24 protein-coding genes are annotated in these 22,617 nt (G+C 37.8%); 2 read left to right on the top strand and 22 right to left on the bottom strand.

Annotated features, from left to right (window positions below; genetic code table 11):
- Positions 1-165: 165 nt before the first annotated feature.
- From EHLA_RS02660 to EHLA_RS02645, 4 genes are all read right to left on the bottom strand, one after another.
- Positions 166-1,461: an MFS transporter gene (locus tag EHLA_RS02660; RefSeq protein WP_096239220.1), complete on the bottom strand. Its 1,296-nt coding sequence runs from the start codon at positions 1,459-1,461 to the stop codon at positions 166-168.
- Between the two features lie 111 nt (positions 1,462-1,572).
- Positions 1,573-2,448, bottom strand: a complete 876-nt coding sequence (locus EHLA_RS02655) for a shikimate dehydrogenase (RefSeq protein WP_096239219.1) — start codon at positions 2,446-2,448, stop codon at positions 1,573-1,575.
- A 38-nt stretch (positions 2,449-2,486) separates the two neighbouring features.
- On the bottom strand, positions 2,487-4,457 hold the full coding sequence (locus tag EHLA_RS02650; protein WP_096239218.1) for an FAD-dependent oxidoreductase: 1,971 nt from the start codon (positions 4,455-4,457) through the stop codon (positions 2,487-2,489).
- A gap of 122 nt (positions 4,458-4,579) precedes the next feature.
- On the bottom strand, positions 4,580-5,419 hold the full coding sequence (locus tag EHLA_RS02645; protein ID WP_005344706.1) for a sugar phosphate isomerase/epimerase family protein: 840 nt from the start codon (positions 5,417-5,419) through the stop codon (positions 4,580-4,582).
- A gap of 281 nt (positions 5,420-5,700) precedes the next feature.
- Between EHLA_RS02645 and EHLA_RS02640 the strand changes: the two genes are divergently transcribed.
- Positions 5,701-6,609 carry a LysR family transcriptional regulator gene (locus tag EHLA_RS02640; protein WP_021907315.1) on the top strand — a complete coding sequence of 303 codons (909 nt, stop codon included), beginning with the start codon at positions 5,701-5,703 and terminating at the stop codon, positions 6,607-6,609.
- Positions 6,610-7,638: 1,029 nt separating this feature from the next.
- Here the strand turns inward: EHLA_RS02640 and EHLA_RS02635 are convergent.
- From EHLA_RS02635 to EHLA_RS02590, 10 genes are all read right to left on the bottom strand, one after another.
- Complete coding sequence (locus EHLA_RS02635) at positions 7,639-8,280, bottom strand: hypothetical protein (protein ID WP_096239217.1); 642 nt, start codon at positions 8,278-8,280, stop codon at positions 7,639-7,641.
- A complete protein-coding gene (locus tag EHLA_RS02630) occupies positions 8,277-8,945 on the bottom strand; it encodes a DUF1700 domain-containing protein (RefSeq protein WP_096239216.1) in 669 nt (222 codons plus the stop codon). The genes EHLA_RS02635 and EHLA_RS02630 overlap by 4 nt, the downstream gene beginning before the upstream one ends.
- Positions 8,946-8,948: 3 nt before the next feature.
- Positions 8,949-9,260: a PadR family transcriptional regulator gene (locus EHLA_RS02625; protein ID WP_021907492.1), complete on the bottom strand. Its 312-nt coding sequence runs from the start codon at positions 9,258-9,260 to the stop codon at positions 8,949-8,951.
- A 764-nt stretch (positions 9,261-10,024) separates the two neighbouring features.
- Entirely contained in the window at positions 10,025-10,786 is a 762-nt protein-coding gene (aroD, locus tag EHLA_RS02620; RefSeq protein ID WP_096239215.1) for a type I 3-dehydroquinate dehydratase, read from the bottom strand.
- 19 nt (positions 10,787-10,805) lie between these two features.
- Positions 10,806-11,666, bottom strand: a complete 861-nt coding sequence (locus EHLA_RS02615) for a shikimate dehydrogenase family protein (protein WP_096239214.1) — start codon at positions 11,664-11,666, stop codon at positions 10,806-10,808.
- A gap of 43 nt (positions 11,667-11,709) precedes the next feature.
- Positions 11,710-12,501, bottom strand: a complete 792-nt coding sequence (locus EHLA_RS02610; RefSeq protein ID WP_096239213.1) for a shikimate kinase — start codon at positions 12,499-12,501, stop codon at positions 11,710-11,712.
- A gap of 624 nt (positions 12,502-13,125) precedes the next feature.
- A complete protein-coding gene (locus tag EHLA_RS16535; RefSeq protein ID WP_242970662.1) occupies positions 13,126-13,464 on the bottom strand; it encodes a hypothetical protein in 339 nt (112 codons plus the stop codon).
- Between the two features lie 442 nt (positions 13,465-13,906).
- Positions 13,907-14,533 carry a L(+)-tartrate dehydratase subunit beta gene (ttdB, locus tag EHLA_RS02600; RefSeq protein WP_096239212.1) on the bottom strand — a complete coding sequence of 209 codons (627 nt, stop codon included), beginning with the start codon at positions 14,531-14,533 and terminating at the stop codon, positions 13,907-13,909.
- Positions 14,533-15,432 carry a L(+)-tartrate dehydratase subunit alpha gene (gene ttdA, locus EHLA_RS02595; RefSeq protein ID WP_005347024.1) on the bottom strand — a complete coding sequence of 300 codons (900 nt, stop codon included), beginning with the start codon at positions 15,430-15,432 and terminating at the stop codon, positions 14,533-14,535. Before ttdA ends, ttdB begins: the two co-directional genes overlap by 1 nt.
- A 143-nt stretch (positions 15,433-15,575) precedes the next feature.
- The gene (locus EHLA_RS02590) at positions 15,576-16,844 is read right to left on the bottom strand and encodes an SLC13 family permease (protein WP_021907432.1); all 1,269 of its coding nucleotides are present in this window, start codon (positions 16,842-16,844) and stop codon (positions 15,576-15,578) included.
- 383 nt (positions 16,845-17,227) lie between these two features.
- On the opposite strand from EHLA_RS02590, the gene EHLA_RS02580 reads away from it, so the two are divergent.
- Complete coding sequence (locus EHLA_RS02580) at positions 17,228-17,524, top strand: DUF2442 domain-containing protein (protein ID WP_021907433.1); 297 nt, start codon at positions 17,228-17,230, stop codon at positions 17,522-17,524.
- 139 nt (positions 17,525-17,663) lie between these two features.
- On the opposite strand, the gene EHLA_RS02575 is transcribed toward EHLA_RS02580, so the two are convergent.
- From EHLA_RS02575 to EHLA_RS02540, 8 genes are all read right to left on the bottom strand, one after another.
- Positions 17,664-18,308, bottom strand: a complete 645-nt coding sequence (locus EHLA_RS02575; RefSeq protein WP_021907434.1) for a GntR family transcriptional regulator — start codon at positions 18,306-18,308, stop codon at positions 17,664-17,666.
- Positions 18,305-18,931, bottom strand: a complete 627-nt coding sequence (locus EHLA_RS02570; RefSeq protein WP_096239210.1) for a GntR family transcriptional regulator — start codon at positions 18,929-18,931, stop codon at positions 18,305-18,307. Before EHLA_RS02570 ends, EHLA_RS02575 begins: the two co-directional genes overlap by 4 nt.
- Before the next feature lie 550 nt (positions 18,932-19,481).
- Positions 19,482-19,895 (bottom strand): M67 family metallopeptidase, encoded by a 414-nt coding sequence (locus tag EHLA_RS02565; protein ID WP_096239209.1) that lies wholly within the window; start codon positions 19,893-19,895, stop codon positions 19,482-19,484.
- Between the two features lie 2 nt (positions 19,896-19,897).
- Positions 19,898-20,704, bottom strand: coding sequence for a HesA/MoeB/ThiF family protein (locus EHLA_RS02560; RefSeq protein WP_096239208.1), 807 nt, complete (start codon positions 20,702-20,704; stop codon positions 19,898-19,900).
- Positions 20,701-20,904 (bottom strand): sulfur carrier protein ThiS, encoded by a 204-nt coding sequence (thiS, locus tag EHLA_RS02555; RefSeq protein WP_096239207.1) that lies wholly within the window; start codon positions 20,902-20,904, stop codon positions 20,701-20,703. Before thiS ends, EHLA_RS02560 begins: the two co-directional genes overlap by 4 nt.
- Before the next feature lie 209 nt (positions 20,905-21,113).
- Positions 21,114-21,428, bottom strand: coding sequence for a thioredoxin family protein (locus EHLA_RS02550; protein WP_096239206.1), 315 nt, complete (start codon positions 21,426-21,428; stop codon positions 21,114-21,116).
- A 58-nt stretch (positions 21,429-21,486) separates the two neighbouring features.
- Positions 21,487-21,732 (bottom strand): sulfurtransferase TusA family protein, encoded by a 246-nt coding sequence (locus tag EHLA_RS02545; protein WP_096239205.1) that lies wholly within the window; start codon positions 21,730-21,732, stop codon positions 21,487-21,489.
- A complete protein-coding gene (locus tag EHLA_RS02540) occupies positions 21,725-22,588 on the bottom strand; it encodes a 4Fe-4S binding protein (RefSeq protein WP_096239204.1) in 864 nt (287 codons plus the stop codon). Before EHLA_RS02540 ends, EHLA_RS02545 begins: the two co-directional genes overlap by 8 nt.
- Between the last annotated feature and the right edge of the window lie 29 nt (positions 22,589-22,617).

The following is a 22,617-nucleotide window of genomic DNA, read 5'->3' as shown; positions in this document are numbered from 1 at the left end:
AAAAATAAACAGCTAAAAACATGGTGAGCCTGTATATAGTATAAACTATATACAGGCTAATTACCATTTGCTTTTAGTTGTAATCATCTAAATTCCCATAACTATTTAAAACAACTTCACAAGGATTTAAAATAATTACTTTAAAATCGCTATTTATCTTAAACTTTATTCCGCTTTTGCTAATGGAGTAGTTCCAAATACCTTCTTGTATCTTAAGATGAGGTACAGTGTTGCTACTACCTGAACTACTGCTAAGATAAACATGAGAGTCATTAATGTGTATACTGCTTTACTTTCGCCGGAAATGACTGTTAATTTTGCTACAATTACAGGCATAAGATAAGAAGCAGCGCCCATAAATGTATAGTAGATACCTGTGTTACGTCCTTTTGGTCCAGGTACGAATTCCTGTAATACAGAAAGACCTGTCTGTAAAGCACCACCGGCACAACCAAATCCAAGAATTAAGATTGCGATATAAACGATTGCTACCTGATGTACTAAAAGTACTGCTAAAAGGGAGCCTGCTGTGATAACCGCGTCAACGATCAATACTTTTAACGGATGCCATTTTAATTTACTCATCATTACAGCCCAGAATGCTACGGCAACGATAGAACCAACCTGATACATTGTTGTCATAGATGCTGCCTGCATTTCGCTAAGTCCACAGTATGCAAGACCGAACGCTTTTGTATACTGCTGAGCACCATACATAACTGCCATTACTAAGAATGCATAGAAATATGTGAGGAATGCTGTAAACTTTCCAGGTGCAACAAGCTGTCTTGCTTTTGCTGCATCGATTTCAGCCTGGTCAGCTCTCTTGTCGCTTCCTGCGCCAGCGTTTGCTGCTTTTTCATCATCATAAACGAATCTTGCGATACATGCAAATACCAATACAACACAAGATAATACTAAAGGAATTACAATGTTAATCTTCCAGTTACCTGCTGCTGCTGTCTGTACGCAGATCAGTGGGTAGAAGATACTTGATAACGCTACGAAGAACTTAATCATAATTAATGCGGAACCTGGTGCTGCAGGATATGCTTCCTGTACTGCTGGATATCCGGATGCATCCCAGAAACCAGATGTAGCAATACCACCTAATAAGCCCATGATTGCAGCTACAGTTGCATTGTTCGTTACAAACATTGTTGCGAAGCAGATGATATAAAGAATTGCTCCACCAATCATTAACTTCTTACGGCCGACACGGTCAGAAATCTCTCCACCAATCCATACAGAAATGAATTTACCAAATCCAGTCCATGCGATTGCTGTAGAAACGGCTGCAACACCTGCTGCGTACGCTGCAGATTCCGGATTAGACATATCAAATCCCCATTTTGTTGCAAAGTTTACCTGATTCTGTGAAAAAATAAGTGCCTGCATACCATGTGTCAAATAAGCCATGTACACACAGATCATTGACCAGATATATTTTTTCGCTTTCATACATTTTCTCCTCTAAATTTAAATGTAATTTTAAAATGCTGCTATATTAACTCATCGTCAGTCATTCACTGTATCCAAACAGTGAATGACAACTGATGATTTAATTTTAAATTATTTTCCCTGTTCTGCCTGGAATTTCTGATATTCCTCGATTGGGAAATCTTTTCCTGTAAACAGACTGTAGTTAACAACACCCTGATATAAAAGCATTCCTTTTCCGCCGATTGCCTGACATCCAACTTCTTCCGCTTCAAGAATCATCTTTGTTTTTTCAGGATTGTAAACTGTATCAGCAACAACTAAGTCTTTGCGGAATAAAGATTTATCGATTAATGTTACGTCTTCATGAGGTTTCATTCCCATGATTGTAGCATTGATTACGATATCTGCATTGTTTACCGCTGCTGCAAGAGCTTCTTTGTCTTCAAGATGCTCCACTGTTACTTTACATTCAGGACAGCGTGCTGCAAGCTTTTCTTTAGTAGACTCTGCTCTGCTATAGAATTCATCATCAATGTTGAAGATTGCTACTTCAGAAGCTCCGTCTAATGCAAGCTGTACCTGAATTGCTGTAGCCGCTCCGCCAGCTCCAAGAACAACTGTTTTCTTACCCTTAACGTCTACACCATTTACTTCAAGGTTCTTTACGAAACCAACACCGTCTGTGATATGTCCTGTGATTACTCCGGCATCGTTAACAAATACGTTACATGCTCCAATGATCTCTGCTGCAGGAGATAATTTATCAACTAACTCTGCTGCAATGTTTTTACATGGCATTGTAAAGTTACCACCACGCATGTTGAATAAACGGATGCTGTCAAATACAGCAGGCATCTGTTCTACATTTACATCAAATGCCATATATGCATAGTCAAGTCCATCATGCTGGAAACTGAAGTTATACATTGCAGGTGATCCTGAATGTCCTACAGGTGTTCCAAACAGTGCTAAAAGTCCTGTGTGTCCGTTAATACGTCTTTCCATTTGTTATTCCCTCCATTATTGCCTGTTATATCTTAGGATTAGATATTTAATGCAACATCATAAGCTTCTTTTGTTGCGTCTAAAGCACGACGAGCTCTGATTGCATCACCAACTACATGTACTTCTGGGCAGATAGCTTTTAATTCGTCAACGAAATCATAAACAACTTCCTGACCTTCACGATGTGTATATTTAGAAACATATCCCATTGAAAGAACAACAGTGTCAAATCCTCTTAATTCATATACTGTCTCATCGGATTTATCGGCTGCATTCTTGTAGCTTACGCCATCAGGATAAATCTCAGATACCGCTGCATTTACATACTGATGAACATCATACTCTTTAAGACCTTCCATAAGGAATACTCTATGTTCGTGGATTACATCTGGTCCGATAGCATCTCTCATCTCGATGATAGAAACATCATGTCCTTTTTCCGCAAGGAACTCTGCTGTTTCAGCACCTACCATACCGCCACCTACAACAAGTACTTTATGTCCTACCGGACGTTTACCGGATAAGCAGTCTCCTCCATGAACGATTTCAGGAGCTGTGATACCTTTGATGAATGGAAGTACAAGTGTTTCAGAACCAGTTGCTACGATCACTGCATCTGGAGCATCTTTCTTAATAAGATCTGCTGTTACTTCTGTATTAAGAACAATCTTTACACCAGATTTTTCACATTTTGTAATGTAACTTCTGATCATGTTTGTGATATCACCTTTTCCAGGTGGGTAAGCAGCAAGTCTCATATTTCCACCGAGTACGTCGCTTGCTTCAAATAATGTAACGTCATGTCCTCTTCTTGCTGCAGTAAATGCTGCACACATACCAGCAGGGCCGCCACCAATTACATAAATTTTCTTCTTCGTTTCTGCTTCTTTCATTCCTTCGCTCTCACGACCAAGAACTGGGTTTGTTAAACAGCAGATTGGCTTTCCAGCATACATATTTGCAACACAACCCTGTAAACAAGCGATACATGGTGTCATGTCTTCTAATCTGTCTTCCAATGCTTTTTTAGGCATAGCAGGATCTGCAAGAGACTGACGTCCAAATGCAACTAAATCTGCTGTACCAGTACGAACCATTACCTCAGCGAACTGTGGCTCTGTGTAACGACCAACTGTGATAACAGGAATAGATACACATTTCTTGATATTTGCTACATATTCCGCGGAGAATCCACCATGAATACCTGTAGGAGCCCACATATATTCATCTTTTAAATGAACAGCACGAGATACATGAAGTGCATCTAATCCGCAAGACTCTAAATAAGTTGCGATTGCACACATATCATGGTTGTCAAGTCCACCGAACATATCCTCTGTACTGTTGATACGGGCGAGTACAGCGATTTTTCCCTGTGTTGCTTTTTTAACTTCATCAATGATGAGGGTTGAGAAACGCATTCTGTTCTCGAAAGAACCACCAAACTCATCGACACGTTTATTTGTTCTTGGAGACATGAAAGAATTTACAAGGTAACCATGTGCCATATGAATTTCTACAGCATCTGCACCAGCTTCCATTGCTCTTCTTGCAGCTTCTCCATATCCTCTTGCTAATTCATAAACCTGTTCTGTTGTAACTTCTTCCGGAATATCTCTTCCATCTGCTGATGATACTGCTGTAGCTGCCTGGATTGGTGCGCCAGCGTTCTTTGCGTTACCTTCTGGTCCGGCATTCTGTAACTGAATGGAAACTTTAGCTCCTTCTGCATGGCAGGCATCAATTACTTTCTTGAAGCTAGGAATTGATGCATCATCATATAAACAAGGTTTTCTAGGACCACCCTTTGCTCCTTTATGAACAACCGTAGCCTCAAGTGTAATTAAACCAAATCCACCCTTTGCACGTGCGCCGTAGTAAGCAACAGACTGATCACTCATTGTTCCGTCTGTGTTTGCAAAGTTGTTACCCATTGGAGGTACTACAAAACGGTTCTTTACTTCCATAGGTCCAATCTGAATTGGTGAAAACATATTTTCAAACTTCATAATTTACCCCTTCCTAATTATTCACATGACCGCGCCGCAGCCTCTAACCTGCGGACTGCGGTCTATTATTTCATTTTAGCTTTTGACAAGTTAATTATATAATTCAAGTAAATAATTGAAGATTAAAGTACTTCTGGCCAAACCTGCTCAAGAACTTTCTTTGTATTATCAAATGTATGTTTTGCAGCTTCTGCAACACCTTTAGCAAGGATAGCATCACTGATTACTTCAACACCGATTGCTTTTGGCTCAATACCTTTTTCACGTACCATCTTAACGAAGTCTGCTGTACATCCGATTCCTGTTCCAGGAGCGAGACGATCATGCATAGACTCATCTCTTAAGATGCTCTTAGCGTATGGACGATCCCAAACGTCGTTGATCTGAATAGAAACGATCTTATCTGCTGGGATATCTTTAATTACATCAAGATCGATTGGCTGGTTTGCTCTTACCCAGTGCCATGTATCCATGATTAACTTCGCATTGTCACATCCAGAACCTTTTACAACAGCCCATCCTTTTTCCATGTTAGGGATTCCGCTGTATGGCATTGGCTCAACACCGATCACTAATTTGCCTGCTCTCTGACATAACTCTTTTAATTTCTGAGCTGTATGTTCTACAGAGTAATCTTCCATTAATCCACAGTTGATGTGACCTACGTTGAAGAGTTCACACATATGGAAGCACATCTGCTCTTTGTATTTCTGCTCATAAGAACGAGCATCCTCAGCCCACTGTACGATGTATTCTACTTCAGTAACCTTCATATCATATTTTTCAAGAATTGCAAGGATGTCTTCGTCATGAAGTCCTTCATTTAATGCATCTACATAAGTTTCAGCACGAAGACCGATTCCATCGTATCCTGCTTCCTTAGCTGCTTTTACACGCTCCTCAAATTTGCACTGGTCTCCAAGTGTCCATGAACTAACGGTAATAGGAAATTCTTTTGACATGATATGTCCTCCTTCTCATTTGAAAAAATATAATTTTGCTTTAAAATTTTACTTGTTATTTTTTTAACTTTTTAAGTTACTTAGATTATAACTCGTTTTATTCAATAAAACCAATCGAGAATATTCGTAAATTCATAGATTTTTTTTATCATTTATGTTAAGGTAAAACGTAGGAATTTTTAAGGTAGATTTCTAAAAAATTTATGGCAACAATAAGCTATGATTGGGTTGTATAATACTAAGATTTTTAAACAATACTTTTTATTAAAGGGGGTTTTTCAATGAACTTATTTCACTTACGTTATTTTGAAACACTTGCCAGAACAGAACATTACAGCAAGGCCGCTGAAATTCTTTCTATCACACAGCCAAGCTTAAGCTACGCTATTTCTACATTGGAGAGCGAACTGGGCATACAGCTCTTTGAAAAGCGTGGACGTAACATTGTACTGACAAAATACGGTAAGGCATTTTATTCTAATGTAAAGGAAATTCTCGCAAGCTTAGATAACGCAGTAAGAGACATCAAATTAGTGGCAAACGGTGAAGGAGAAATTAATATCGGCTTTCTCCGTACACTCGGAACAGACTATGTTCCAACTACCGTAAAAAACTTTCTTGATCTTCACCCAGATAAAAATATCTGGTTTAATTTCAGTTGTGAACATGGTCTCTCTGTCGATCTGGTCCGCAGTCTTATAGACAGAGAATACGATATGGTTTTTTGTTCTAAATTAAATAATAGTCCAATGGTCGAATTTATCCCTATCGCAACTCAGGAACTCGTTGTCATCGTTCCAAAAGATCATCCACTTGCCGTCAAAGACAGTGTAAGCTTAAAGGAAACTCTTGATTATCCACAGATTATCTTCCGCCACAAAAGTGGATTACGCCACATTATTGATGACTTATTCAAAAGCATCAATGCTTATCCGGATATCCTCTGCGAGATTGAAGAAGATCTTGTCGGTGCCGGCTTTGTCTCCAAAGGATTTGGCATCATGATCGCTCCTAAGTTTGATGGGCTTAACTATGTCGATGTAAAAGTACTCAAATTAACACAGCCTTCTTATAAGCGCTATTTTTATATGGCAATCCTGAAAGACGTATACCATCCACCATTGATCGAAGAATTTAAAAAATATGTCATCGAACAAAGTAATCTAAATAAAGAATATCGCTTTGGATGATATCTTCTGATTTGCAGGGGTTGAGATAGACGCCGCTAAAGAAAATTACTTAACTGAATTGCATTGAAGTTTCTAAAGAAAAGAGAATTTTTATAAATTTGATTTTGTTCCGTTGCGCTAAACGCTCCATTTTGCCTCAAAAAACAAAAACTTCGGAAAAACGAGTCCGAAGTTTTTAGAGTCAAAATTCCACAGCACAAAGTCACAAAATACATTATTTATAAAAATTCTCTTTACTCGACCCTAGTTTTCTTACAATTCAGCCGGAAGTTCTATTATAGCGGCTGTCTAATCTCATTCCACAAATCAATAAAAAAACAAGGGGATTGCCCAGAAGTCTATAATTTTCATTTGAATAAGAATCTCCAAAGGGAAAAAATTTCTTACCGAATTGTATTTCGCCTTCTAAGAAAAGAGAATTTTTATAAATTTGATTTTGTTCCGTTGCTCTAAACGCTCCATTTTGCCTCAAAAAACGAAAACTTCGGAAAAACGAGTCCGAAGTTTTCAGAGTCAAAATTCCACAGCGCAAAGTCACAAAATGCATTATTTATAAAAATTCTCTTTTCTTTACCCTAGTTTTCTTACAATTTGGCCGGAAGTTCTATTGTAGCGGCTGCCTAACCTCATTCCACAAATCAGTTAAAAACAAAGGGAAGTTGTCCAGAAGTCTACAATTTCTATGTCAAATGGAAATCTCCAGAAGGGAACTCATAGCCTTCTCGACAATCCCCTTATTCCCATCCAAGCTTTAAATATTAATTTCCATCTGGAGCCAAAGGACAGAAAACCAGAAATTTAATAGAAAAGAAAATGTGATGTCGGAGCGAGTAAAAATGCCGAGCAGGCATTTTCTGCGAAGCGACTATCTTCACATTTTCTTTTCTATTAAATTTTGGGTTTTCGTTTCTTTAGTTCCTCAAATTCGTGTTTAAGATGCGGATGAGCATTTTAAACACAGCGACTACAGAGCAGATGGGATATGGTATTGTTTCTTTTTTCGTCTACACCAAATCTACAAATCAAAAGTTATATGTTCATTAAGTTTTTATTTTCTGGATTCACTGTAATTTCTACTGAAATTATTTGTGGATAAACGTAGTTATAAATTTTTCTTTCTTTGATATTTTTTAAAATCTCATCTTTATAGCTAAGAAAATATTCTACATCCGACATACGCCCCACTGCACTAATGAAAAATTCCTGATTTGTCAGGTTCTTTTTATCCGATAGTGCCATATTTTCATTTGCCTGTGTATCATTATCTACATTGTCTACATCACTTTCATCATATTCGTCATCATCCATATATATATCGTCTGATGTATACTCATCATCACAGTACAGGTTTTTATCGATATGTATAGACTTTACATTATCTGAATCATAGCGTACTTTGATCTGAATTTTATCTTTAGGAATAGACTTTGATGTTTTTACCTCTATATCACCATTTTCATTATTGTATGTTGTAAATGACGTATTTAACTTCTTCGTTTTGTCTGTATATAAATTCTCCATGAATGTTTTTTCCGCTATTTTATTACTTCCAATTCTTTTTTCTCCCATATATTGAAAGGAAGAATATTCCTGAAACATTACTCCTGCTCCGATTCCGCAGCAAAGAAATCCCGCCATAAAAATTCCTACCAAAACTTTTCTATAACTCATACATTTACACCTTTCCCTTTCAATATGTAGCTAAATAAAAAAAGAATATATGCTGTCATACTAAGAACAGCTCCCAGCGCAACGATAACACATCCGATAACCGGATAGCCCTGAAATGCCATAACACTTAAGGTTCCCAGACCAACTAATCCCGCCACATCAAAAAAGGCTGCCGGGACTACCAGACAAATTAATACCACTTTTACAAAAATCAAGAAAATCTTCTTTGCCTTATCCCAGCTCCATGAAATAGCACTGCCACTCGTTTTCCTTGCTTTATCTGCTATATTTTCTATTGTTTCTCCTCGATTTTTCTTAAATCGTTCCATAGTCTCTACTTTTTTATTCTTTTTAAGATCACGTTCTTTACTTTTCTTCTTTCTTTTCTCAAAAAAATCTTTGGGCAGTAAATCTGCAACTCCCGTCTTCCCATTCCTTCCTTTGTTCTTTACTTCATATTCCGGATCTAAATGATAAGCATCAAGAATCTCTGCAATCAAATCATCAATATTCCCGAAATCATCGATTGCCTCTTCCTCCTTCATTCCACTTTCCATACGCATACTGATATGTTGTGAATACTCTTCTATCATATCTTTCCGCTCTTTTTCATTAAGCATCTGAAGCCGGTCTTCCAGCTCTTTTAAAAACTCCTTCTTTAACATCCACTATCTCTCCTTTAAAAATCGATTCACATTCTGGGAAAATTCTTCCCACTCTTTTTCTAATTCTCTTAAATGAAGAATCCCCGCAGCAGTCAAATGATAATACTTCCTTGGTGGGCCTTCCGTTGATTCTCTTAAATATGTCTCAAAATAATGCTCATTGGTCAGTCGTTTTAAAATAGGATAAATGGTTCCTTCCTTTACATTCACTACTTTAGAAACTTCTGCAACCAGCTCATATCCGTACATATCCTTTTGTTCTACCGCTGCAAGAACAATCAGTTCCAGAACCCCTTTCTTAAACTGTGCATTCATTTATTTTTGCCTCCTTGTTGATACTATATTATCTTAGGTACTATGTAATGTCAAATAGCTGATTTACAAAGATTTACGGACAATACAAATTTGCCGGGGACACAGACGCCGCTTTAGTAGAAGATATTGAGCTGAATTGTATGGAGTCTTCTAAAGAAAAAAGAATGTTTATAAGTTTGATTTTGTTCCGTTGCGCTAAGCACTCCATTCTGCCCAGAAAAACAGGAACTTGGGAAAAACGAGCCCCAAGTTCCTATGGTCAGAATTCCATAGCGCAAAGTCACAAAATGCAATACTTATAAACATTCTTTTTTCTTTACCATATTTTCCTTACAATTCAGCAGGAAATTTTGTTTCAGCGGCTGTCTGGTTTTGATAACAAATAGCAAATTAGTGATTTCTGTTGGAAAGAGAAGGGGATTCTCCAGAAGATTATGAGAGTTAACCAGAGAAAAATTTTTCATAAGGTAAGAGTAGGTAACTGTAATTTTTATACAACCAAATAAGAAAGTGTCTTCTTTGGGCGATGTTCATTCTAATGAAAACCATAGCCTTCTGGGCAATCCCCTTATTCTTCCTCAAATCCAAATACTAATTTCCTTCTGGAGCCAAAAAACAGAAAAGCAGAAATTTGATATAAAAGAAAATGTGATGTCGGAGCTAGTAAAAATGCCGGTCAGGCATTTTCTACGAAGTGACTATCTTCACATTTTCTTTTATATCAAATTTCTGCTTTTCGTCTCTTTAGTCCAGCAAATTAGTATTTATAATGATTCATGTAATGTTGTGAGCATTTCTTTTAACTCACCTGCGCCCATCTGTCCCGGTGCGGAAGCTTTTCCTACGGCACCAAATGTAAGTGCAGATCCGAATACTTCACCGCATACACGACTGATTACACCTGTTGCGGCCATAGACATTGTGATGATCGGACGGTCAGCATAGTTGTCTACCATCTCTTCTGTTGCTGCAAGAAGAGTGAGTACATCCTTTTTGTTCTGAGGCATTACAGCAATTTTAGGGATGTCTGCTCCAAGCTCCTGCATTTTGCGGAGTCTGTAGATAATATCAGATTTTGCTGGTGTCTTGTCGAAGTCATGATTGGAAGCAACAACTTTTACTCCATGTTTGTGTGCTTCTTCTACAACAGCTTTTACAGCATCATCGCCGGTAAATGCTTCCATATCTACAAGGTCAACATAGCCTGTTGCACTGATCTTCTGGTTTAATTCTACATAAACCGATGTTTCGATTGCCTTTTCTCCACCTTCTTTAGAAGTACGGAAAGTGAAGAGGATTGGCATTTCGCCAAGGACTTCTCTTAACTGTTTTGCTGTTTCTTCTACTTTTTCAAAATCAAAAATATCTTCGTACCAGTCTACACGCCACTCTACAACATCTGCTCCGATTGGAAGGATCTTCTTTGCAGCGTCTAAGATTTCTTCTCTTGTTTTTCCAACGATAGGTACACAAATTTTAGGGATTCCTTCTCCGATTGCTACATTTCTTACTACTACAGGGTTCATAACAAAATCCTTTCTCAAATTATTTCTCAGAAATAATGTCTAATAATTTCTGACGCATTGCTTCGATTGGAGGTTCCTGACCTGTCCAATATTCAATCTGGGCAGCTCCCTGGTAGAGAGACATTCCAAGACCGTTTAAGATAGTTGCTCCAGCTTCTTCAGCATCTAATAAGAACTGAGTTTTTGCCGGGTTGTAGCAAGCATCAAAATAGAACTGATCTTTGCTGATAAATTCTTTTGGAAGTGGGTTTTCTCCGATATGGCTTCCCATTCCGATTCCGCTGGCATTTAATACTACGGTAGCTTCTTTTACTTTAGAAAAATCACCTGCCGGGCAGAATTCTGCTACTGGTGCAAAGTTCTTATTGATATCTTCTACTAAAGCCTTACTGGATTCTTCAAATACATCTGTAATGTAGATTTTCTTTGCGCCGTAGTAAGCAAGTGCTGAACACATAGCACGACCTGCTCCACCACTACCAATACAGAAGTAAGTGTTCTCATCGATCTTAACATTTCCATCTCTTTCCATGGATCTGATGAAACCAATTCCGTCTGTATTATATCCAACTAATTTACCTTCCGGAGTTTTTACAACTGTGTTACTGGCTCCCATTTTCTTGCATAATGGATCTAACTCATCAAGGTACTCAAGAACCTTTACTTTATTTGGCTTTGTTACTGCAAAACCTGCAAAGTTCATGTAACGGATACCGTTAACTACGTCTGCAAGATGTTCGTTATTTACTTCTGTGTAGAAATAAATCATATTTAAACCTGCTGCTTCATAACCGCAATTCTGCATCTGTGCTGCAAATGACTGCTTTAATGGGTCACCAAGTAAAGTAATCATCTTTGTATTAATGTCAACTTTTGCCATGATACATACCCTCTTTCTTTTTCTTTAAATATTTATTATGTGATTATTTATCATTCTCATCCATTGCTAATAACTTCTGAACAAGTTCTTCGCATACTTCAATAAGACTCTTGCCATCTGTATTGATAACGATATCTGCCGCTGCCTCATATTTTACACGTCTTTTTTCCATCAGATCAGCAATGAATGGAACATTTTTATTATTCTCGATAACCGGACGGTCATGACTGTCCTTTACTCTGTCGAAAATCGTTTCCGGTGAAGCGGTAAGTAATACAACACGTCCATTCTTCTTCATCTCGACAACGTTACATTCACGAAGTGGGGTTCCTCCGCCACAGGAGATTACAACATTCTTTCTTGCCTGCATCTCGATAAGAAGATTGGTCTCTAAATCACGAAAATACTGTTCTCCATGAACCTCAAAGATATCTGGAATACTCATTCCTTCTCTCTCTGCGATAATCTGATCCATCTCAATAACGTCCATTGCAAACAATGTTTTTAAATATTCGGAAATACTTGTTTTTCCGGCACCCATAAATCCAATAAGTACGATATTGTAATCGAAAAGCTTTCTTGCCTGCATCTGCTTACTTGCTTTACCGATCGCATGGAAAATATCCCATACTTCACTTGCATTGCTCTCGTCCTCTAAACGACCGTCGAGCCATTCTTTCTGTCTCTCTTCCTGTTCCGGGTCAAGAATATTAAGGCCATTCTCTTCTTTGTAAGCCATAATATCTTTAATAATATGATGTCTCATCAGTATGGCATCTAAAAGTATCTCGTCACACTGACCCAGTCTCTTTCTTAACTTTTCTAAACGAGTCATGTTGCTGCTCTCCTTCTTTCGTCTAGTTTATCAGTTTCGGACTGTACGATGTGCTTTTACTAACTTTCACACATTAAACAGCTAAGTTATTATACCACAGGAAAAAAGCTACAACAAGTAAATGGAACAAAATAAATCTATAGGAAAATTCTATTAAATTTTAGATTTTTTCTATAAATAATCATTTTAATACATTTTAATAATTTCAAAATACTAGGTTTCGTATTTCCCAATTTGTTCCATGTAAAATTTTGTATATTCTTTATATATATTATATATGCTGTCGCCCCTCCAGCAGAAAGGAGGTGAAGTCTCATGTGCGAAATAGGCACCACATTTTTTGTTTCTGTTACGGCGAATGTAGTTAGCTACTACATTTGCAAATGGTTGGACAGTAGCGACAAACAGTAACAGCCTAAAGGCATAAGCCACTTTACATAAACGGAATAGAAAACCCCGGAAGTCACACACACTTCCGGGGTTTTCATTTTGCTCATGCTTGAAATTCACCACATTTCTTAGCTTGTTTTATTATATGCTATAATGGATGAGAAATCAACTAAAAATTTTATTTTTGGGAAATTATTACTTTAGTTATTTTAAGTTTCTAATAAAACGGAAACATCATAGGCATGGTGCAGCCATTGGTGTCATAATGGAGATACAGCTTGCAGTAAGTACACCGACAACCACTGCTCTTGGATCAATGCCTATCTTGAGACATGCGGATGTAACTAGAGGAATAAAAATAGTCAGGGTTGCCAGGTTTGACATTGCCTGTGTCAAAAGGAAAAGGATTGTAAAAAATACCGCCATTATAATATATGGATATAGAAAATCCTTACGAGGCTGAGCTTTCTTTATGAGCGGATGATTTTTTTCTACTGCAAGCACCGTTTCGCAGGTTTTGATAAGGAGGTATTCGTAATCGGAATTACGGTTATCGGTTGTAGCCAGAATCACATCAACTTTCTGCTCTTGCAGCATGTCCATGAGATTTGTAGAAGAATGCTCATACAAAACAAAGCTATCTAATTTAAGTACAAATTAAAGATCCCCTTCGGAATAATTATCGTATTATGTCCAAAGGGGGCTTTTTATAATATTAATTTCTAAACTTAGGGGAATTTTTACTTGTGGTTTTTACGTTATTTGGAATTAGTTATTTTTTTGTTATTTGATTGTAAATCTTGATTATCTTGTATCATCTTTATATGCCGGCAGGTTTGGGCCTGCCTGCCGACATATATTCAAATTTCCAGATTTCGGATTCTTTGCACAATATCCTATAATTCATTAAAATGTATTTGAAAAATGTTTTCTGTAAATATATTATAAATCGAGGTGTTCATATCACAGTAATAATTTTCCAAATATATTCTGGTTTGTTGATAGTTTATTGAATTTATTTAATGAATCCTACCTGTGCGGAGATTTTCTCAATCTGTTCATCTTTACGTTTGTTATATTCTACTTTCTGCTGCTCAAAGAAGTTGTTTCCTTCTGGATCGATGGATACGATTAAAGGGCCAAATTCTTTTACGCGGCAGTTCCATAAGGTTTCTGGCATTCCAAGATCACGCCATTCTGCTCTTACGATTTCTTCTACTTCTGTTGCGGCTACTACAGCGTTTCCTGCTGGGAATACACAGTGGATTGCTCCAAAGTCTTTGCAGGCACGTTCTGTATTTTCTTTCATACCACCTTTTCCGATGATCACACGTACACCAGTTTCTTTCACGAATTCATATTCAAATTTTTCCATACGCATACTGGTTGTTGGTCCTACGGATACCATCTGAAACTTATCATTTTCTAAAGGACGGATAATTGGTCCTGCATGGAAAATAGCATTATTTCTTACATCTACAGGAAGTTCTCTTCCTTCTTCTACTAAACGACGGTGAGCTACATCACGACAGGTTGTCATGCTTCCATTTAAATAAATGATATCTCCGATTTTAATGCCTTTTAAATCTTCTGCTGAAATTGGTGTTGTTAAAATCTTTTTTCCATCTTTTACTTCTACCATTATAACTCTACCCCCGTATGTGTTGTAATTTTATAATTTAAATCCTTGTCAAATACAATGTGTCCTCTTCTGTGACTCCAGCATCCTACGTTTACGGCTACACCGATTGCGGATGGATGACGGGCTGTATTTTCGATATTTACTCCCATTACGGAGTATTTTCCACCCATACCCTGAGGTCCTAATCCGATAGCATTAATTCCGTCTTCTAATAATGCTTCCATCTTAGCTGCTCTCTCATTATCATTGTGAGAACCGATTGGACGCATTAAAGCCTTTTTAGAAAGAAGGGCTGCTGTTTCTACAGAAGTTGCTACACCTACACCTACTAATAATGGAGGACAGGCATTTAATCCGTATGTTGTCATAACATCCATAACGAACTTTGTTACTCCTTCGTATCCTTCACCTGGCATAAGAACCATTGCTTTTCCTGGAAGGGTGCATCCGCCACCAGCCATGTATGTGTAAATTTCACATTCGTCTGAGTCAGGAACGATGTCCCAGAATACAGTTGGTGTTCCTTTTCCAACATTCTTACCTGTATTGTACTCATCAAATGTTTCTACACTGTTATGACGAAGTGGTGCTTCAAATGTTGCTTTTACAACAGCATCTTTTAATAGTGCTTCAAGCTCTCCGATTAATGGGAACTTTGTACCACATTTTACCCAGAACTGTAATACTCCGGTATCCTGACAACTTGGACGATTCAGCTTTACCGCCAGTTCCTGATTTTTAAACATAGTATCATAGATTGTTTTGGAAAGAGGGCTGTCTTCTTTATCACGAAGCTCCTCCAGTTTTGCAATAACATCATCTGGAAGTTTCTTTGCAACATGAGCAATAAACTTAGCCATATGTTCCGTAAGTTGTGTTACCTGTTCTTCTTTAGACATTTAGAAATCCTCCTGTTAATTTACCCGACGGTCAGCGGGATTTAAATATGTGAATGAATGAAAGATTAACCGTATACATTTTCATTAATAAGTTCTGCTTTAATTTATTCGGCCGGAGCAACCCGGCCTGCTTAACCGACTCTCTATCCTGGGAAAAATGGATAGAAAATCGGAAGAAGTATCATACTTACTACCGTTGCCACTAAAATCATTGGCACACCAGCTTTGGCATAATCTTTAAATGTATAGCCACCTGCTGTTACAACCATTGTGTTAGCCGGCATTCCGATTGGTGTTGCATATGCACAGGAACCACCAATGACACATGCCATCAATACGGCACTTGGATCTGCACCCATTCCCTGTGCAATGGAAATTCCAATTGGAACCATCAGGGCTGTTGTCGCTGTGTTGGACATGAAGTTCGTCATTACACAGCAGAGCATAAAGATTACAAATGTAAGTACATATGGAGATGGGTTATCGCCAAGCATTCCGATTACCTTTTCTGCAATAAGTTCTCCTGCTCCTGTTTGCTCTAATGCAGCTGCTAAAGAAAGCGTTCCTCCAAAAAGGAAAATTGTTTTTAAATCAATAGATGCCAGTGCATCTTTCTCACTGATTACTCCTGTAACCATTAAAGCTAACGCTCCAATACATCCGATGACACAAAGCTTGATACCAAGCTGTTCCTCAAATATCATTCCTACTAAGGTGAGTAGCAGAATTACTAAGGAAAGGTACTGTTTCCACTTTGGTACATGGCTAAAATCCTTTGACTCATCAAAGATTCCTTCGTCGCTTCCTTCTTTATTCGGAAGAAACTTGTATCCGATAAATGCAAAGTAAATAATTCCTACAATTAAAATCGGAACACCAACTTTGGCATAATCAAAGAATCCAAACTTAAGACCAATTCCTTCCATACCTGACTGCGCAATCATATTTCCAGGAGCACCAATCAATGTGAGGTTACCTCCCATCGCTGCTGCAAAAACCAAAGGCATTAACAGTCTTGAACGGGAATACCCTGACTTCGCTGCGATTCCGATAACTACTGGAATCAGGATTGCTGCTGTTCCTGTGTTTGAAAGAAATCCACTCATCACACCTACGATAACCATGATAGCTACGATAAGCTGTCTTTCTGTCTTTGCAAAATGAGTAACAATTCCGCCAATCTTGTTGGCCATTCCTGTTTCAAACAATGCCCCTCCTACGATAAACATTGCTACAAACAAGATAACGTTGCTGTCGATAAATCCTGCGAACGCTGTCTGCCATTCAAGTACACCGGTAACTACCAGTCCGACACATACAATCATGGATGTCAGTCCCAGTGGAATCTTCTCCCACATAAACATGACAATCGCGAACAGCAAGAAAAGTAACGTGATTGTTATCTGACTCATCTCTTTACCTCCTCATTTGTTAGATTCGTCTTACGTTTTGCTTTTATCATAAATCCTCTTACCCTTTCCAGCCTCCCATACCCAGCAAATGAAAATCCCAATTTCTTTACTTGATGTTTTGCTTTTACATTTCTGATTTATGATTTTTGATATTTGATTTTGTATCCAAATCCTGATTTCAAGATATACCTTTATTGAGAAAAAGTCAACTGTTTTTTGCTCCTTTTGCATCATTTCGGCAAATACAATAAAGTTGTGACTATTTTTTTGTGCAGAATGCACTGAAGAAAATATCTTAGTTAATGCTTGTATTGCCGAATAAAGAACTGATATAATATTTATACAAATAAAAATATAATCTAAAAGATTGGAGAAGAAACCATATGTATATTATGGACGGAATTGTATATGCTGGAGAACCAACAGAAAGTCTGGAAATAACAAAAGTAAAACCCTTAGATGACATGATAATGTTAATTACATTTTCTAACGGCGAAACAAAGTTATTTGATGCCACTATATTAACAGGACCAGTATATGAACCATTAAAAGATGATAAGATTTTCAAAAATCCGGTAATAGAATATGGCGTTATTACATGGAATAATGGAAATATTGACTGCTCTCCTGAATATAGTTACAAAAATAGTTATGATTATCCAGAAGTTTCAAGTTTCTAAGTTAATTCACTAAATAGATTTGTAGGATTGAAATATAATTAGCCTCCCAAACCAGTCAAAGACAGCTCCCTGAAAGATAAATAGACCATATTTGTGGTCTATTTATCTTTCAGGGAGCTGTCTACTTGCCTGTGGCAAACTAATTATAATAAGTCAGCATATCATCTCTGCTTCGCATTATATGTTCCTTCATAGCTGCTTCTGCTGCATCTCCATCATGTGCTTTGATTGCTTCTAAAATTTCTCCATGTTCTTTTACAGAAACTTTGGCATAGTCTTCTTCAGAAACCATATTACCCATAGAAAGTCCATTCCAAAGTTCGGAGATCATGTTTTTCATTTTTCCATTTCCTGCAGCTGTCCAGATTTCATTATGAAATTCCCTATTAATATCTGTGTAGCGTGAAAAGTCTTTATTCTCTAATACCTTACAGGAATCTTGATATATTTCTTCAAGTTCCGAAATATCTGTTTCTGGTGCTGCACAAAGGCGAGCTGCCGCTCCCTCTAAGATTGCACGAAGCTGATAATGTTCTTTAATATAAGTTTCTGTTACACCAAGAACAACTGCTGCTTTATTTTTCCGAAGCTGAATCAATCCATCGCGGGCAAGAATCTGAAAAGCTTCTCTTACCGGCATCGCAGATACATTAAGCTGCGATGCCACGCTTTCAAGTGAAAGCACTTCGCCTTCTTTCATCTGCCTTGACAATATCGCCTTTCTAAGTTCTGCCGCTACTCGCTCTTTTGCTGACGGCATCTTAATTGGTCTTAATCCCATCATTTATTCTTTCCCCTCTCTGCATTTACGTTATCTGCAAGCGCCTTCATCCATGCATCTATTTTTTTGAATATTTTCTTTCTTCCAGAAATACTGTCGAGATTCGCACCATTTTCTTCTAAAATAATCTGTTTCATCTCTTCTCTGCATTTGCTTTCCTGCTCATTGGCTCCACAGGATACGGCAAAACGAATATAGCACTCCGAAGCAGTATAGAGCAATTTAGAAAAATAGGCATTATCCGTACATTCTAATACTACCTCATCAAAACGTTTCGATGTAGATAAAGATGAAGAAAGAATCATTATTGCTTCTTTTACTTTATCTTCATTCTCCAAATTCTTTACCGCTTTCTTTAAAATATCCCCTATCATTTCATAAATAATCTGAATCTGCTCTTCCGATAATTCTACTGCATAAATTCTTCTTGTAGCCAGACGGACAATCAGCCCCTGTCCCTCTAATACCTGAAATGCTTCTCTGATTGGAATTCTCGAAGTTCCAAACATTTCTGCCAGTTCTTCCTGCTTTAACTGCGTCCCTCCAGCAATCCGACCGGAAAGAATCTCATCAGCAATCTGTTGTGCCATGTAATCACTGAGGCGTTTTTCTGATAATGCCCTCATTCAAATATTCCTCCTCCAATTTTTTCTTACTTAACAATACTTCTATCTTATAATGCCGCAATACTTAACTTAAGATAGATAGGTTAAGATGGTATCTCTATTAATAATGTATCCAAAATCACATAAAAAGTAAAGAACTTTTTTACTATTTGATTCATTTGAGGAAACAGACGAAAATAAAAAGAAATACTGCCCTATCCCAGATGCGGCTTCGGAGCGTGTTTAAGATGCGGATGAGCATCTTAAACACAGCGATTACAGAGCAGATGGGATATGACATTGTTTCTTTTTTTCGTCTGTTTTCTCCTAATGAATCTGACGATACATCTTCCGAACAAGCAGTAGTCTTCTGACCTCTCCCCCTTCTCTCTCCCAAAGACGATTGTATTCATTCCTTCTGGAGCCAAAACACAGAAAAAAGAAATACTGCCCTATCCCAGATGCGGCTTCGGAGTGGGTTTAAGATGCGGATGAGCATCTTAAACCCAGCGACTACAGAGCAGATGGGATAGGGCAGTATTTCTTTTTTCGTCTGTTTTCTCTAAATGAATTAAATAGTTACAATCTCATCCTTAGATACCTGTCCCTCTCTTACTCGGAAAGCATGGATTACAGGATTTTCCTGATCCATCAGGGACATAATAAGATAACTTGCTTCAGAATCAAAGGCAAGGCGGATATCTTCCTGTGACGGTCTTGCTGGTGTTTCTGGATGGGAGTGCCAGTTTCCAAGTGGTTCTAAGCCGTTCTTTCTCATGTCTTTGATCGCTGCAAGCTGCTCTTTTGGATCTAAAGAGAAATGTTCATTTGTATGGTCAATATTTGTAAGGTAATATACTTTTTTTATTACTCGTTCTGTGTCGGATTTTTCGCCGGCGATGAGTCCGCAGGCTTCTTCCGGCAGGTGGGCAATGGCATGGGCTGCCATTGCCTGAAAGTCTTCTTTTTTAAGCTTTACCTGCATGATTAGATTCCCTCACATTCTGTCTGTTCATAATCGATAAGCTCTGTGATTGTCGGATGTTCACCACATACAGCGCAATCTTTTGTATGTGATGGAAGTTTAATCTTTCTAAATTCCATCTTTAATGCATCATAAGTTAAGAGATATCCTGTCAGTAAGTCTCCAACTCCAAGAATGTATTTGATTGCTTCCATTGCCTGAAGACTTCCGATCACTCCACCCATTGCACCGATCACACCGGCCTGTTTACAGGTTGGTACTGCATCCTTTGGCAGCGGATTTTTGAATACACAACGATAACATGGACCTTCTCCCGGCACGTAAGTCATGAGCTGACCTTTGAAACGAATGATTCCGGCATGGGAAAATGGTTTCTTTGCCATTACGCAGGCATCGTTAATCAGGAATTTTGCAGGGAAATTGTCTGTTCCATCGATGATAAAATCATAGTCTTTGATTAAGTCCATGATGGATTCTGAATCAACGAATGTACGATATGTAATTACTTTTACATCTGGATTAATGGCTTCCATTGTTTCTTTTGCAGACTGTACTTTTGCCTTACCTACGTCCTGTGTTGAATGAATGATCTGTCTTTGTAAGTTAGATAAATCTACTTCGTCTGCATCTGCGATTCCGATTGTTCCAACACCGGCTGCTGCTAAATACATTGCGGCTGGTGCGCCAAGTCCACCGGCTCCGATAATTAAGACTTTGGCATTTAATAATTTCTTCTGTCCTTTTGCGCCAACTTCCTTCAGGATAATATGACGGGAGTAGCGTTCAAGCTGCTCGTTTGATAGCATTATCTTCCACCTCCCATGAAATACAGGAATTCAACTTCGTCACCATCTTTTAAAGCTTTGTCAAAATCTGCTTTTTCAATGAATTCATCATTTACAGACACGGTAACGTATTCCGGTGTCTCTACATTTTCCTTTTCAATAAGCTGTGTGACATTTAATCCGTCTTCATATTCTTTTACTTTTCCGGCAACTGTGATTTTCACGATTCTATCCTCCATTTATGTCTGTTTTATATTTCTAAAATCATATCTGTCTTATTATATCGGCCTTACCTTAAACTTTTATATTCAATTTATTATATATGTCTTTACAATCACTTTGTAAATATATGCAAATTGCTATACATGACTTTATATCTAATTTTATAAATATGTTTTGTTCTGCCTTTTATCAGTTTTTGTTATATGCTTTACTACTTATTCTTTTCAATCGCTTCTTCGATTTTATATTTACTTACAGCCCCTGTAATTCGATCTACCTCTTCTCCGTTTTTGAAGAAAATAAGTACTGGAGAGGACATAACGCTGTACTCTTCGATGAGTTCCTGCTCATAAACAATATTTACTTTTCCGATGTATACGTCTGGATATTTTTCGTCCAAATCTGCAAGTATCGGAGATAACTTTTTGCATGGAATACAACTGTCAGAGTAGAAGTCTGCGATTGCGAGTCCCGGTGCATTTAACACCTTTTCCTGAAAGCTGTCCTTATTTAATCTTTCTGCCATAACTGTTCTCCTGCTTGGGATTTTCCTGTTTTATTCTTTTAACTTCCTATATGTAACTTTATTCTCCAACTTTCTTTACGAATAAAGTATATGTTCCGTCATCATTTGTATTTAATTTTAAAATCTGATGTCCTTCTTCTTTGATACTTCTTGGAACATTCTGTACTGGCTCGCCATCATTCATTTTTACGGCTAAAACCTGTCCTTCATCCATTTCTTCTAATGCTACTTTTGCTTTTACAAAGGTAACAGGACATACAACATCTGTAATATCCACCTGTTCATCAAAATGCATTTCACTCATTTTCATAGGCCTCCTTAATTGCTTTTTCAAACGCCTCTTTTCCTGTACGGTCAATCGTGAATTTAAGTCGCTCTCCTGCTTTTCCATTCTGTTCAAAGAATTTTAATGCGGCATCACATACTTTTAATAATTTTTCGTGGCTTTCGATAAATGGAATAATTGTCTCGCCTTTGCTGATATGATTTCCAAATGTTCCACCGAAAGAAACAATATATCCTGGCTGTGCATCGTATGCATCTACCGGACAAGACTTTACACATCGTCCACAGTAGTTACATTTTCCTGTGTTGATACTGATTTTTCCATCTTCTAAAGTAATTGCCTCATTTCGACATGCTTTTACACAGACACCACACTGGATACATTTATCTTCTACCCATGCAACCTGCATTCCACCTTTGATTCCTACATCATTTTCCTCTGCTTTTAAGCAGTTATTCTGGCATCCTGTAATACCAAATTTAAACTTATGCGGAAGTTCATATCCAAAGTATCTTTCATCCAGTTCTTTTGCCAGTGTGTAGGTATCAATACATCCGCTCTGACAGATTGCCGCTCCTTGACAGGCAGTAACGGTTCTTACACGAGGTCCGCATACACCCGGAACAACATCGCCTTCTGCTAATGCATTTTTTACTTCTTCAATCTGATCTAGTTTAATAAAAGGAATCTCCACACCCTGTCTGGATGTTAAATGTACATATCCTTCCCCGTATTTTTCTGCCACTTCGGCAACTTTTGCAAGCTGCTCTGCACTCATATGTCCGCCGACTGTACGAAGTCTTAAAGAAAAATTATTTTTCTGTTTCTGACGCATAAATCCGCCCTTTTTCAAGGTTGCATAATCTACTGCCATGTTATCCTCCTGTAATTAAATGAAATACC

Source organism: Anaerobutyricum hallii (assembly GCF_900209925.1).
Classification (GTDB): domain Bacteria; phylum Bacillota; class Clostridia; order Lachnospirales; family Lachnospiraceae; genus Anaerobutyricum; species Anaerobutyricum soehngenii.
The sequence above is the reverse complement of the archived record's forward strand: the minus strand, read 5'-3'. Positions and strand labels throughout refer to the sequence as shown.

Excerpts from the sequence above, each read along its gene's own strand:
- EHLA_RS02660 (WP_096239220.1), bottom strand. The coding sequence starts at position 1,461 with ATGAAAGCGAAAAAATATATCTGGTCAATGATCTGTGTGTACATGGCT.
- EHLA_RS02655 (WP_096239219.1), bottom strand. The coding sequence starts at position 2,448 with ATGGAAAGACGTATTAACGGACACACAGGACTTTTAGCACTGTTTGGA.
- EHLA_RS02650 (WP_096239218.1), bottom strand. The coding sequence starts at position 4,457 with ATGAAGTTTGAAAATATGTTTTCACCAATTCAGATTGGACCTATGGAA.
- EHLA_RS02645 (WP_005344706.1), bottom strand. The coding sequence starts at position 5,419 with ATGTCAAAAGAATTTCCTATTACCGTTAGTTCATGGACACTTGGAGAC.
- EHLA_RS02640 (WP_021907315.1), top strand. The coding sequence starts at position 5,701 with ATGAACTTATTTCACTTACGTTATTTTGAAACACTTGCCAGAACAGAA.
- EHLA_RS02635 (WP_096239217.1), bottom strand. The coding sequence starts at position 8,280 with ATGAGTTATAGAAAAGTTTTGGTAGGAATTTTTATGGCGGGATTTCTT.
- EHLA_RS02630 (WP_096239216.1), bottom strand. The coding sequence starts at position 8,945 with ATGTTAAAGAAGGAGTTTTTAAAAGAGCTGGAAGACCGGCTTCAGATG.
- EHLA_RS02625 (WP_021907492.1), bottom strand. The coding sequence starts at position 9,260 with ATGAATGCACAGTTTAAGAAAGGGGTTCTGGAACTGATTGTTCTTGCA.
- aroD (WP_096239215.1), bottom strand. The coding sequence starts at position 10,786 with ATGAACCCTGTAGTAGTAAGAAATGTAGCAATCGGAGAAGGAATCCCT.
- EHLA_RS02615 (WP_096239214.1), bottom strand. The coding sequence starts at position 11,666 with ATGGCAAAAGTTGACATTAATACAAAGATGATTACTTTACTTGGTGAC.
- EHLA_RS02610 (WP_096239213.1), bottom strand. The coding sequence starts at position 12,501 with ATGACTCGTTTAGAAAAGTTAAGAAAGAGACTGGGTCAGTGTGACGAG.
- ttdB (WP_096239212.1), bottom strand. The coding sequence starts at position 14,533 with ATGGTAGAAGTAAAAGATGGAAAAAAGATTTTAACAACACCAATTTCA.
- ttdA (WP_005347024.1), bottom strand. The coding sequence starts at position 15,432 with ATGTCTAAAGAAGAACAGGTAACACAACTTACGGAACATATGGCTAAG.
- EHLA_RS02590 (WP_021907432.1), bottom strand. The coding sequence starts at position 16,844 with ATGAGTCAGATAACAATCACGTTACTTTTCTTGCTGTTCGCGATTGTC.
- EHLA_RS02580 (WP_021907433.1), top strand. The coding sequence starts at position 17,228 with ATGTATATTATGGACGGAATTGTATATGCTGGAGAACCAACAGAAAGT.
- EHLA_RS02575 (WP_021907434.1), bottom strand. The coding sequence starts at position 18,308 with ATGATGGGATTAAGACCAATTAAGATGCCGTCAGCAAAAGAGCGAGTA.
- EHLA_RS02570 (WP_096239210.1), bottom strand. The coding sequence starts at position 18,931 with ATGAGGGCATTATCAGAAAAACGCCTCAGTGATTACATGGCACAACAG.
- EHLA_RS02565 (WP_096239209.1), bottom strand. The coding sequence starts at position 19,895 with ATGCAGGTAAAGCTTAAAAAAGAAGACTTTCAGGCAATGGCAGCCCAT.
- EHLA_RS02550 (WP_096239206.1), bottom strand. The coding sequence starts at position 21,428 with ATGGCAGAAAGATTAAATAAGGACAGCTTTCAGGAAAAGGTGTTAAAT.
- EHLA_RS02545 (WP_096239205.1), bottom strand. The coding sequence starts at position 21,732 with ATGAGTGAAATGCATTTTGATGAACAGGTGGATATTACAGATGTTGTA.
- EHLA_RS02540 (WP_096239204.1), bottom strand. The coding sequence starts at position 22,588 with ATGGCAGTAGATTATGCAACCTTGAAAAAGGGCGGATTTATGCGTCAG.